The sequence below is a fragment of the Cupriavidus pauculus genome, assembly GCF_022179805.1.
GTDB classification, from domain to species: Bacteria; Pseudomonadota; Gammaproteobacteria; order Burkholderiales; family Burkholderiaceae; genus Cupriavidus; species Cupriavidus pauculus_E.
This window is the reverse complement of record NZ_BPUO01000007.1, coordinates 264864-276965: the sequence shown is the minus strand read 5'-3', so window position 1 is coordinate 276965 and position 12102 is coordinate 264864. Positions and strand designations below refer to the sequence as shown.

12 protein-coding genes are annotated in these 12102 nt (G+C 65.6%); 9 read left to right on the top strand and 3 right to left on the bottom strand.

The window, feature by feature from the left end; all coding sequences use genetic code 11:
* The first annotated feature begins 70 nt into the window (after positions 1-70).
* On the top strand, positions 71-328 hold the full coding sequence (locus MFF62_RS16610) for a BTH_I0359 family protein (RefSeq protein WP_238264219.1): 258 nt from the start codon (positions 71-73) through the stop codon (positions 326-328).
* Between the two features lie 97 nt (positions 329-425).
* On the opposite strand, the gene MFF62_RS16605 is transcribed toward MFF62_RS16610, so the two are convergent.
* Positions 426-818 (bottom strand): rhodanese-like domain-containing protein, encoded by a 393-nt coding sequence (locus tag MFF62_RS16605; RefSeq protein WP_238264218.1) that lies wholly within the window; start codon positions 816-818, stop codon positions 426-428.
* A 201-nt stretch (positions 819-1019) separates the two neighbouring features.
* On the opposite strand from MFF62_RS16605, the gene MFF62_RS16600 reads away from it, so the two are divergent.
* The 5 genes from MFF62_RS16600 (at position 1020) to MFF62_RS16580 (ending at position 6959) form a co-directional block, all read left to right on the top strand.
* Positions 1020-2096: a homocysteine S-methyltransferase family protein gene (locus MFF62_RS16600; protein WP_238264217.1), complete on the top strand. Its 1077-nt coding sequence runs from the start codon at positions 1020-1022 to the stop codon at positions 2094-2096.
* Positions 2097-2131: 35 nt separating this feature from the next.
* Positions 2132-4879 (top strand): methionine synthase, encoded by a 2748-nt coding sequence (gene metH, locus MFF62_RS16595; RefSeq protein WP_238264216.1) that lies wholly within the window; start codon positions 2132-2134, stop codon positions 4877-4879.
* A 307-nt stretch (positions 4880-5186) separates the two neighbouring features.
* Positions 5187-5543 (top strand): hypothetical protein, encoded by a 357-nt coding sequence (locus MFF62_RS16590; protein WP_238264215.1) that lies wholly within the window; start codon positions 5187-5189, stop codon positions 5541-5543.
* A 308-nt stretch (positions 5544-5851) separates the two neighbouring features.
* A complete protein-coding gene (locus tag MFF62_RS16585; RefSeq protein WP_061956399.1) occupies positions 5852-6484 on the top strand; it encodes a response regulator in 633 nt (210 codons plus the stop codon).
* A 67-nt stretch (positions 6485-6551) separates the two neighbouring features.
* Positions 6552-6959: a response regulator gene (locus MFF62_RS16580; RefSeq protein WP_238264214.1), complete on the top strand. Its 408-nt coding sequence runs from the start codon at positions 6552-6554 to the stop codon at positions 6957-6959.
* A gap of 174 nt (positions 6960-7133) precedes the next feature.
* On the opposite strand, the gene MFF62_RS16575 is transcribed toward MFF62_RS16580, so the two are convergent.
* Complete coding sequence (locus MFF62_RS16575) at positions 7134-8525, bottom strand: sensor histidine kinase (protein WP_238264213.1); 1392 nt, start codon at positions 8523-8525, stop codon at positions 7134-7136.
* A gap of 268 nt (positions 8526-8793) precedes the next feature.
* Here MFF62_RS16575 and MFF62_RS16570 point away from each other — a divergent pair, with 268 nt between their 5' ends.
* Positions 8794-8958: a DUF1328 domain-containing protein gene (locus tag MFF62_RS16570; RefSeq protein ID WP_066734861.1), complete on the top strand. Its 165-nt coding sequence runs from the start codon at positions 8794-8796 to the stop codon at positions 8956-8958.
* A 75-nt stretch (positions 8959-9033) separates the two neighbouring features.
* The gene (locus tag MFF62_RS16565) at positions 9034-9453 is read left to right on the top strand and encodes a DUF883 family protein (RefSeq protein ID WP_238264212.1); all 420 of its coding nucleotides are present in this window, start codon (positions 9034-9036) and stop codon (positions 9451-9453) included.
* A 275-nt stretch (positions 9454-9728) separates the two neighbouring features.
* Here the strand turns inward: MFF62_RS16565 and MFF62_RS16560 are convergent, their stop codons facing one another.
* Positions 9729-10049: a DUF1840 domain-containing protein gene (locus MFF62_RS16560; protein WP_238264211.1), complete on the bottom strand. Its 321-nt coding sequence runs from the start codon at positions 10047-10049 to the stop codon at positions 9729-9731.
* A gap of 186 nt (positions 10050-10235) precedes the next feature.
* Here MFF62_RS16560 and argS point away from each other — a divergent pair, with 186 nt between their 5' ends.
* Positions 10236-12056: an arginine--tRNA ligase gene (gene argS / locus MFF62_RS16555; RefSeq protein ID WP_238264210.1), complete on the top strand. Its 1821-nt coding sequence runs from the start codon at positions 10236-10238 to the stop codon at positions 12054-12056.
* Positions 12057-12102 lie beyond the last annotated feature (46 nt).

Genomic DNA, 12102 nt, shown 5'->3' with positions numbered 1-12102 from the left:
CGAAGGCCTTGTGCCGGCATTCGCAACAGTGCAAGGGAAGGACGCCAACCAAACGCCAGGAGGAAGTGCGATGCAAATGATCTACAACAGCGACAATTACTGCATTGTCGAGTTTGGAGCAGATGTCGAGCATGCGACCCTTGCCTCGGGCGGCTACGAAATCGTCGACAAGAACCTGAAACGCGAAATTTTCCTCGGCGGCCATATGGCCGAGACCTTCCGCGCCGACGTGACGCGTCTGATTGAAAGCGAGCCATCCGTAGAGGAAGTTGACGAGTTTCTCGGCAAGTTCGACGTTGTGATGAACAACCCGCTGGTGATGCACTGAGCCACTGAGCGTCGCCAGCCTCCCTTGAACGCAGGACGCCCGCTCTTGAGGAGCGGGCGCTTTTTATTTGGCGCGGGCGGGTGGCCAGGAACAGGTCTCAGTACTGCTCCCACGGCAGCCCTTCGTGGCGCCAGCCATTGACCGTGTTGCGATGGCGCTGCGCGTCGAGGTCGCCCTCGAAGCCGTGCAGGATGTTGTAGACGGTGGTGAAGCCGGCGCCTTCCAGCGCACGTGCCGCCGCCGACGAGCGGTTGCCACTGCGGCAGATCAGCACCACGGGCCGCGCCGAAGCATGGCCGGCCAGTTTCTTCACCGCCTGGACGAAATGCGGGTTCACCTCCCAGTCGGGACCATCGTTCCAGGGCACGTTGTGTGCGCCCTGCGGATGGCCGACAAACAGGTACTCCATCTCGCTGCGGCAGTCGATGAACAGGGCGTCGGGGTCGGTGTCGAGCAGGGCGCGGGCGTCTGCGGGGCTCAGGTGTTGCATGGAAGTGGTTGATTTCGTGGCGAATACGTCTCTCAGTGTAGGCGCGGCGCCGCGCGCCGGCAACCGTGCCAGAGCCCGTCCGGCCGCATCGGGGCGCCACCCGCAATCCCTTGATCTACCTGATAAAATCGCGGTCTTGCCCAAATTGCGCGCGGCGGGCCTTCAAGGCCCCAAAGTGCGCGCATCCAACGAAGCCCCACCATGAGCGCCGTCCAATTCGTCCCCCGCCCCTATACCCGGGCCGCCAGCCTGCCCGGGCTGCTGCAAGAACGCATCCTGATTCTCGACGGCGCAATGGGCACGATGATCCAGCGCTACAAGCTGGGCGAGGCCGATTACCGCGGTACGCGGTTCGCCGAGCATCACATCGACGTCAAGGGCAACAATGAACTGTTGCTGCTGACGCGTCCCGACGTCATCAGCGAGATCCACGAGCAATACCTGGCCGCCGGCGCCGACCTGATCGAGACGAACACGTTCGGTGCCACGCGCGTGGCGCAGGAAGACTACAAGATGGCCGACCTGGCGTACGAGATGAACGTCGAGGGCGCCCGCCTGGCGCGCGCCGCGTGCGACAAGTACAGCACGCCCGAGAAGCCGCGCTTCGTGGCCGGCGCGTTCGGCCCCACGCCCAAGACCGCCAGCATCAGCCCGGACGTCAACGACCCCGGCGCGCGCAACGTCACGTTCGAGGAACTGCGTGATTCGTACTACGAGCAGGGCAAGGCCCTGTTGGAAGGCGGCGCCGACGTGTTCCTGGTCGAGACCATCTTCGACACGCTGAACGCCAAGGCCGCGATGTTCGCGATCGACCAGCTGTTCGAGGACACCGGCGAACGCGTGCCCGTGATGATCTCGGGCACCGTCACCGACGCGTCGGGCCGCATCCTGTCGGGCCAGACCGTGGAAGCGTTTTGGAACAGCCTGCGCCACGTGCGCCCGGTGACGTTCGGCCTGAACTGCGCGCTTGGTGCCACGCTGATGCGGCCGTACATCGCCGAACTGGCGAAGGTGTGCGACGTGGCGGTGTCGTGCTATCCGAACGCGGGCCTGCCGAACCCGATGAGCGACACGGGCTTCGACGAAACGCCGGAAGTCACCTCGGCACTGGTGGAGGAGTTCGCCGCGTCGGGTCTGGTGAACCTGGTAGGCGGATGCTGCGGCACCACGCCCGACCACATCGCCGCCATCGCCAAGCGCGTGGCTGGCAAGGCGCCGCGCGCCTGGCCGGGCCAGTACCGCGAAGACACTGCTGACAGCGCCGCCTCGGCCGCCTGAACATCGACGCACGCACCGCATAGAAACGAGACATCATGAGCCAGCAAAACCTGCCCCCGCGTCCGATGCGCCTGTCCGGCCTGGAGCCGTTCACGATCGATGACGACACGCTGTTCGTCAACGTCGGCGAACGTACCAACGTCACCGGTTCCAAGGCATTCGCCCGCATGATCCTGAACGGCCAGTTCGACGAAGCGCTGGCCGTGGCACGCCAGCAGGTGGAGAACGGCGCGCAGATCATCGACATCAACATGGACGAGGCGATGCTCGATTCGAAGGCGGCGATGGTGCGCTTTCTGAACCTGATCGCGTCCGAGCCCGACATCGCGCGCGTGCCGATCATGATCGACTCGTCGAAGTGGGACGTGATCGAAGCCGGCCTGCAGTGCGTGCAGGGCAAGCCCGTGGTCAACTCGATCTCGCTCAAGGAAGGCGAGGAACAGTTCCGCCATCACGCTTCGCTGATCCGCCGCTATGGCGCCGCCAGCGTGGTGATGGCGTTCGACGAGCAGGGCCAGGCCGACACGTTCGCGCGCAAGACCGAGATCTGCAAGCGCAGCTACGACTTCCTGGTCAACGAGGTGGGTTTCCCGCCCGAAGACATCATCTTCGATCCGAACATCTTCGCGGTGGCTACCGGCATCGAGGAACACAACAACTACGCCGTGGACTTCATCGAGGCCACGCGCTGGATCAAGCAGAACCTGCCGTACGCCAAGGTGAGTGGCGGTGTGTCGAACGTGTCGTTCTCGTTCCGCGGCAACGACATGGTTCGAGAGGCCATCCACACCGTGTTCCTGTACCACGCCATCGAGGCGGGCATGGACATGGGCATCGTCAACGCCGGCCAGCTTGGCGTGTACGACCAGCTCGACCCCGAGCTGCGCGAGCGCGTGGAAGACGTGGTGCTGAACCGCCGCGCCGATGCCACCGATCGCCTGCTGGAGATTGCCGACCGCTTCAAGGGCGGTGGCCAGAAGCGGGAAGAGAACCTGGCCTGGCGCGGCACGCCCGAGCAGCCGGTGTCGGTGGGTGACCGGCTGGCGCATGCGCTGGTGCACGGCATCACCACGTTCATCGTCGAGGACACCGAGGAAGCGCGCCAGCAGATTGCCGCGCGTGGCGGACGTCCGATCGAGGTGATCGAAGGCCCGCTGATGGACGGCATGAACGTGGTGGGCGACCTGTTCGGCGCCGGCAAGATGTTCCTGCCGCAGGTGGTGAAGAGCGCGCGCGTGATGAAGCAGGCCGTGGCTCACCTGCTGCCGTTCATCGAGGAAGAGAAGCGCCTGCTGGCCGAGGCCGGCGGCGATGTGCGCGCGCGGGGCAAGATCATCATCGCCACGGTGAAGGGCGACGTGCACGACATCGGCAAGAACATCGTGTCGGTGGTGCTACAGTGCAATAACTTCGAAGTGGTGAACATGGGCGTCATGGTGCCCTGCAACGAGATCCTGGCGCGTGCCAAGGTCGAGGGTGCGGACATCGTGGGGCTGTCGGGTCTGATCACGCCGTCGCTCGAAGAAATGGCGTACGTGGCGTCCGAGATGCAGCGCGACGACTACTTCCGCGTGAAGAAGATTCCGCTGCTGATTGGCGGCGCCACCACGTCGCGCGTGCACACGGCCGTCAAGATCGCGCCGAACTACGAAGGCCCGGTGGTCTACGTGGCCGATGCCTCGCGCTCGGTCAGCGTGGCGTCGAGCCTGCTCTCCGACGAGGGCGCCGCGAAGTACCTGGACGACCTGAAGTCCGACTACGACCGCATCCGCACGCAGCACGCCAATCGCAAGGCCACCCCGCTGGTGACGCTGGCCGAGGCGCGCGCCAACAAGACCAAGGTCGACTGGGACAACTACGTGCCGCCGAAGCCGAAGTTCATTGGCCGTCGCGTGTTCCGCAACTACGACCTGGCGGAACTGGCCAACTACATCGACTGGGGCCCGTTCTTCCAGACGTGGGACCTGGCCGGCAAATTCCCGGACATCCTCAACGACGAGATCGTCGGTGAATCGGCGCGCCGCGTGTATTCCGACGGCAAGAGCATGCTGGCCCGCCTGATCCAGGGGCGCTGGCTGACCGCCAATGGCGTGATGGCGCTGCTGCCGGCCAACACGGTCAACGACGACGACATCGAGATCTATACCGACGAGTCGCGTACCAAGGTGGCATTGACTTGGCACAACCTGCGCCAGCAGAGCGAGCGGCCGGTGGTGGATGGCGTGAAGCGGTCGAACCGCTGCCTGGCGGACTTCGTGGCGCCGAAATCGAGCGGCGTGGCCGACTACATCGGCGTGTTCGCGGTCACGGCCGGGATTGGCGTGGACAAGAAGGAGGCCCTGTTCGAGGCCGACCACGACGACTACAGCGCAATCATGCTGAAGTCGCTGGCCGACCGCCTGGCCGAAGCCTTTGCCGAATGCCTGCACCATCGCGTGCGTACGGACCTCTGGGGCTACGACGCAGCCGAGTCGCTGGACAACGACCAGCTGATCGCCGAAGCCTATCGCGGCATCCGTCCGGCGCCCGGCTATCCGGCGTGCCCCGAGCACACGGTCAAGGCGCCGATGTTCGAGTTGCTGGACGCGCCCGAGATCGGCATGGGCATTACCGAGTCGCTGGCCATGACGCCGGCGGCATCGGTCAGCGGCTTCTACCTGTCGCATCCTGACTCGAAGTACTTCAGCGTGGGCAAGATCGGCCAGGACCAGCTTGACGACATGGTGGCCCGTCGCGGTGAAGACCGCGCGACGATGGAGCGCGCGCTGGCGCCAAACCTGTAATAGCTTTACTGCAGCTGTAAGCAGTTGCAATGGCCGGGACGCCGCGCAATAGCGGCCTCCCGGCCTTTTTATTTGTGCATCTGCCGTTGATACATAAGGGAAATACGATGCGCACGTTACCTGATGGCTGGTACGGCGCGCGGTCCGGCCATGTTCGCAATGTCTTCACGACTGCTTACAGAAGCTGACAAGTGCTCACAGACCGGCATGGGCTGCGTCCATAGACTGGAACCCAGTTCACGTGACACCGCGTGAATGCCGCAGGCGAATGGTTCGCCGTGGCGCATTCAGTAAAGGAGTCTCTCCCATGAAGAAGCTGCTGATCTCCCTGTCCGCCCTGTCGATTGCTGCTGCCTCGTCGCTGGCGATGGCCCAAGGCACCGGTGCCACGGTTGGCACCCAAACGGGCGTCGGCGCCTCCGTGAACGCACCTTCCCAGAATGCCGGCGCCAACGCGGGCATCAATGCCGGTGGCGCAGCTGGCGGCGCAGTGACTCCGGCCAGCCCGAGTGCGGCCGAGGCCGGCGGCAAGGCCAGCCTGGGTGCGGGCACGACCGACAAGGACACCAAGGGCAAGCACTCAAGCCATGCCAAGTCGAAGGCGAAGAAGGGCGATACGCTCGGCGCCTCGGCCGGCACGGAAGCCAGCACCACCACGAAGTAATACGCGACGCCGGCGCGCGGCCGGAACGGGCCCTCCAGACCGTTCCCGAGCCGCCGCCGCGAATGCAGAAACGGGCGCCCCTGGGCGCCCGTTTCGCATTGGCCGGCACATCACTGCCGCGCCGCAGCATTTCCCTTCGCCCGGGCGCCGTCATCACGAAGCACGGCAACCACCTTGCCGTGTCGCCGTGGCGCGTCATGTCAGCCTGACACCGACATATTCCGCGCGGCCCGGGCACTACAATGCAGAAAATCGGCCCGGATCGTGCTTCATGCCGCCCGGGCCGCCCTCTCACCGTGGAGACACCGATGATTCGCGTCCTGATCGCCGACGATCACGAGATCGTACGCGCCGGTCTGCGCCAGTTCATTTCAGAGGAGCCCGACATCAAGGTGACGGGCGAAGCCGCCAGCGGCGACGAAGTGATGGCGCAGTTGCGCGATAGCGAGTTCGACGTCCTCGTACTCGACATATCGATGCCGGACCGCAACGGCATCGATGTACTGAAACTGATCCGGCAGCGTTTGCCCAACCTGCCCGTGCTGATCCTTTCCACCTATCCGGAAGACCAGTACGCGATCAACCTGATTCGCGCCGGGGCCTCAGGCTACCTGACCAAGGAATCCGCACCGGATGATCTGGTCAAGGCCATCCGCACCGTCGCGCAGGGCCGCCGCTATGTCAGCCCCACCGTGGCGGACCTGCTGATCGGCGGGCTCGACAAGCCGACCGAACAGCCGGTGCACCAGACGTTGTCGGAGCGCGAGTTCCAGATCTTCTGCAAACTGTCGCGAGGCCAGTCGGTCTCGGTGATTGCCGACGAGCTGTTCCTCAGCGTGAAGACCGTCAGTACCTACCGCTCCCGCATCCTGGAGAAGATGGGCATGAAGACCAATGCCGACCTGACCTACTACGCCATCAAGAATGGGCTCGTGGAATAGTCCGGCCTCAGCATTCATCGTGCCCAGAACGTTCATCGTCAACCTCTTCGCCTGACAGTTGCCAAGCATGCCGGAGCAAGCCACGGCCTCTCCCAACCGTACGCTGCGAGTCCTCCTGATCGAGGACTCGGAGGTCTTGCGGGGCATGCTGTTGGAATACCTGACCGCGTTTCCGTTCGTCGAGTCCGTGGACTGGGCCGATACGGAAAGCTCGGCGGTGCGGCTGGCCTCCCATGGCCAGTACGATGTGTCGATCGTCGACCTGCAACTGCGCCAGGGCAACGGCATCAACGTCCTGCGTGAAATGCAGAAGGCGGGCACGTCGGGCATCCGCATCGTCTACACCAACCATGCCCAGGTGTCGATGTACCGCCGCCAGTGCACTGAGGCCGGTGCCGACTACTTCTTCGACAAGTCACTGGAACTGGAACAGGTGTTCCGCGTGATCGAGGACTACGCGACGTCGGGTTCTTGAGGCGGTTCTTGGTCTTCCCGGTCGGTTTGCTCCCCTCTCCCGCGTTGCGGGAGAGGGGCAGGGGGAGAGGGCGCGGCGGTTCAAATTGCGACGTCTTTCGGCAAGCAGAACCTCGATGCCCTCTCCCCCAACCCCTCTCCCACTTCGCGGGAGAGGGGAGCCTGCTTCAGCCAATCAAACTTCCGTAGTTTCCTCTGGCGGCGCCAGCACCGACGTCGTCAGCGGCACCTCCACGCGAATCGTCACGCCCTGACCCGGCGCCGAGTCCGCGTGCATCGTACCGCCCAGCGCCAGTACCCGCTGCTCCATGCCCAGCAGGCCGTGATGGCCGGCGATGCTGCCCGCGTCGAAATCGGGCGGCAGGCCGCGGCCGTCGTCGCGGATTGTCAGGGTCAGGTGCTGGCTGGTGCAGGCCAGCGACACGGCAACATGCTGTGCTTCGGCGTGCTTGCTGGTGTTGTTCAGAGACTCCTGCACGATCCGGTACAGCGCGATGGCCGCGTTGTCGCGTAGCTGCGGCAGCGATTCGGGCAGGTCTAGCCGCGTTTCCCACTGGTTGCGGGCGCCCACGTCTTCCACCTGCTGCACGATGGCCTCGCGCAGGCCCAGGTTCAGCAACACCGTGGGCCGCAGGTCCTCGATCAGGCGGCGCTTGATCTGGATGGCCTGGTCGGCGTGCTGCATCACGCGCGTGATCTTGTCGCGCGCCTCGGGATGCGTCTGCTGCACGCGCATCTTCACCCAGTGCAGGTCGAGCTTGATGGCGGTGAGGATGGCGCCCAGTTCGTCGTGCAGCTCGCGCGCCAGGCGCGTCTTCTCGTCCTCGGTCACGCGCTGCAAGTGGGCGGCCAGCGCGGAGAGCTGCCGCGTGCGTGCGCGTACCTTGCGATCCAGCCGCGCGCTTTCCTCTTCGAGTTGTTCGCGCGCGGCCTCGGCCATCTTCATGCGGCGTTGGTGCCCCAGGCCCACCGCCACCAGCAGCAGGATGTTGATGGTGGTCAGCAGGCCGATGCCGTAGCGCGACAGCTGCAGGTCGTGCTCGGCAGCCTCCAGGTTGTGCGTGACCGTGCCCGATTCGCGCGATTGCAGCTGTTCCAGGCCGCGTCGCGCGCTTTCCATGGTCTGCTTGCCGAAATCGGTACGAATCATGTCCAGCGCCACGTCGACGTCGCGCTTGCCGTACACCAACGTCAGCGCCATCTCGTTGAGCTTGCGCGTCACGAACTGCGAGGTCTCGCCGAACTGGCGCAGGCCCTCGGGGTCGTTGGCGTAGTGCTGGCGAATGCGCGACATCAGCTCGGTGATGTGCGGCAGCGCCGCGTAGTACGGGTCCAGGTAGCTGTCCTTGCCGGTCAGCAAGAACCCACGCTGCCCGGCTTCGGCGTTGACCAGTTCGGCCGCCAGCGCACCGAGGTCGCTCTGAAGTTGCTGGGAGCGGATGGCCTCCGTATAGCCTTCGCGCAGCCGCAGGTTCCCGGTTTCCGAGGCGATCAGCACGGCCAGCGTCAGCACGATGCCGCCCGCGAGCAGCAGGGTGTTTCTCAAAAGTAAGGAATGCTTGGCCATCGGGAGTTACCGGTTGATGCACCGCCCGCGCGGCGTGCGGCCATGGAATCACATCGTCGTGTTGGGGTCAATCGTACCGGCGGCGCGCCGCGGCCACATCCGGCGGGTCGCGCTGCGCGCTGTAGGACTTGGCTGACATCTGAATCGGTCGGTGTTCGGTGTGCGGTCCTTGGGTGGAACCCTAGGATGAGGCTATGAGCTTGCGCACCGTGGCGCAAGCCGAACGCACCGGCAGCCAGGTGCGCTCGCTAACCTCGGGAGACCGGTCATGCTGTACTACGCACTCGTCTTTTTCATTGTCGCCCTGGTGGCGGCGATTTTCGGCTTCGGTGGTATTGCGGCCGGCGCGGTGGAAATCGCCAAGATCCTGTTCTTCATCTTCCTGGTCGTGGCGCTGGTGGCAGCCGTGATGGGCCTGGTGCGCCGTCGTTAAGCGTGCCGGGTCGTGCAGTTGCCCGTCCGGGGGACCGGCGGGTGACCACGCCAAGGATTGAAAAAAGGAGTATCCATGCTCACGCAGAATCCCAAGATCCGCAAGGAAATCAACCATCTGCAAGACAGCGCGGACGCGGCCGTGCGCCAGATCCGACATGCCGCCCGCGATACGCGCGACGCCGCCGTCCCCGTGACGGACGAAGTCAAGGCGCTGATCGCCCAGCTCCAGCAGACCATCGACGTGCTGGCGCGTGAAGGCTCGGCCGAAGGCATGGCCGCCGGACGCAGGCTGCGTGCCCGCGCCCACGACCTGAGCGACCGCATGCGCGAACACGGCCGCGACGGCATGCATTGGGCGCGCGACCAGGTTGACGTGGCCGTCGACCACGGACGCCAGCGCGTTGCCGAATCGCCGCTGAAGGCGGTGGGCCTGGCGGCTCTGGTGGGCGCGTGCGTTGGACTGCTGCTGGCCAGCCGGCGCAATGGCGACTAGCCGGCCATAGCCAGCATCAACACGAATTCGAGGGTCTCTCCCCTTACCCCTGCAGCAACCCCCCTTTCCGGATACATCCCTGATCCGGGATGCCCGGGCACCTCATGGTGTCCGGGCTTTTTTTTGGCCGGCGGCGAAACCTTTCAGCCGGCTTTCAATTCGGGGGAGGGGCGTGGCGGGTGGGACGGCGCGATTGGCCGCCAGAAGAGGGCGGGCGGCGGCGCCGTGCTCAGGCGGCGCCGTGCCGGTAAACGCTGAAGGAACGCGGATGGGGGTCAGACGCCCCACATCACGTTGGTGCCTTCCTTTTGCGACAGGCGCAGCATGTCCAGGAACGGATACGCGCGTTGGCCCAGGTGCAGCGGCTCTTCCTCGCGTTCGTCGTCCTGGCCGGGGTGCACGGTGGTGTCGGCGGGATGAACCTTCTTGGCGTCCTGGACGGCAGCTTCCAGCTTGCGGATGGCCGCCGGCATTTCGTCGGACGTGATCACCCCGCGTTCGCCCAGATGCTTGCCGATGATGCCAAGCAGGGTGATGGCAAGATCCTTCATCATGATCAGGTCCTGCGCCGCGTGGGATTTGAAGGTGATCAGCATGATGTTTCCTTTCACGAGTCGTGACGTCACTGGCGCCGGGCGCACAGGTCGTCGCATGATGTCAGCATAGCACCTGATAAAATTCCGCGTTTCCCGATTTCCACTGCGGGGCGCGCGGCGGGGCCTTCACATTGGCCCGCGTCCGGGTGCCCCGGAGCATTCCAGCTTTCCAAGGCCCAGACACCCATGCTGCCTGTTCAGACCTCCCAACTCGCCGCCGCGTTCACCGATGCCGTGCGCGCGCTCGCCCCGGCCGACGCCAACCTGCCTGCGGTCACGTTCGAGCGCCCGAAGGCCGCCGCCCACGGCGACCTGGCGTGCAACATCGCCATGCAGGTGGCCAAGGCCCTGAAGACCAACCCGCGCGAACTGGCGCAGAAGGTGGTGGATGCCGTCCAGGCTGATCCGCGCGCGTCCGCCCTGGTGGCCGCGCTGGAGATCGCCGGTCCCGGCTTCATCAACCTGCGCCTGACGGCCCAGGCACGCGCCGAGGTGCTGCGCGCGGTGCTGGCCGACGGCGACCGCTTCGGCGCCCGCCCGGCCGGAGAGCACGGCCAGGTGCTGGTGGAGTTTGTGTCCGCCAACCCGACCGGCCCGCTGCACGTGGGCCACGGCCGCCAGGCGGCCCTGGGCGACGCCCTGGCCAACCTGCTGGCCTGGCAAGGCTGGAAGGTGCACCGCGAGTTCTACTACAACGACGCCGGCGTGCAGATCCACACGCTGGCCGTGTCGGTCCAGGCGCGTGCGCGCGGCCTGAAGCCGGGCGACGCCGGCTGGCCGGAATCGGCCTACAACGGCGACTACATCGCCGATATCGCCACCGACTTCCTGGCCGGCAAGACCGTGGCGGCCTCCGATGGCGAGCCGGTCACGGCGTCGGGCAACGTGGAAGACCTGGAGTCGATCCGCAAGTTTGCCGTGACCTACCTGCGCAACGAGCAGGACATCGACCTGCAGGCGTTTGGCGTCAAGTTCGACCGCTATTACCTGGAGTCGTCGCTGTACAGCGACGGGCGCGTGGATGCGGCCGTGCGGTCGCTGGTGGCCAAGGGCAAGACCTACGAGAACGAAGGCGCGCTGTGGCTGCGCACCACCGACAACGGTGACGACAAGGACCGCGTCATGAAGAAGGGCGACGGCACCTACACGTACTTCGTGCCGGACGTGGCCTACCACACCACCAAGTGGGAGCGCGGCTTCGCCAACGTCATCAACGTGCAGGGCAGCGACCACCACGGCACCATCGCCCGCGTGCGCGCCGGGCTGCAGGGCCTGGACATCGGCATTCCGCAGGGCTACCCCGACTACGTGCTGCACAAGATGGTCACCGTGATGAAGAACGGCGAGGAGGTGAAGATCTCCAAGCGCGCCGGCTCGTACGTGACCGTGCGCGACCTGATCGAATGGAGCAATGGCGGCGACGAGACCATCCGTGGCTGCCTGGAAGCCAGCGTGGCCGACTGGCCCGCGCACTTCACGCGCGGCCGCGACGCCGTGCGCTTCTTCCTGCTGTCGCGCAAGGCCGATACCGAGTTCGTGTTCGACGTGGACCTGGCGCTGAAGCAGAACGACGAGAACCCGGTGTATTACGTGCAGTACGCCCACGCCCGCATCTGCTCGATCTTCGAGGCATGGGGCGGCGCCGGCTGGGAGTCGCGCCTAGCCGAGCTGGCCAGCGTGGACCTGGCCGCCGTGACGGCCGCCGACGTGAGCCCGCAGGCGATTGCGCTGGGCCGCCGCCTGGCCGAATTCCCGGACATGCTGGCCGCCGCTGCCGGCGAACTGGCGCCGCACGCCGTGGCGTTCTACCTGCGCGACCTGGCCGGCGACTTCCACGCGTTCTACAACGCCGACCGCGTGCTGGTGGACGACGAGGCCGTCAAGCGCGCCCGCCTGGCGCTGCTGGCCGCCACGCGGCAGGTGCTGAAGAACGGCCTGGCCGTGATCGGCGTATCGGCGCCGCAACGGATGGACCGCACCACCGACCAGGAATCGCCGGCCGCCTGAACTTCGCGCCATCGGACTGGCTCTATAATCCCCGGCAACACCGAAG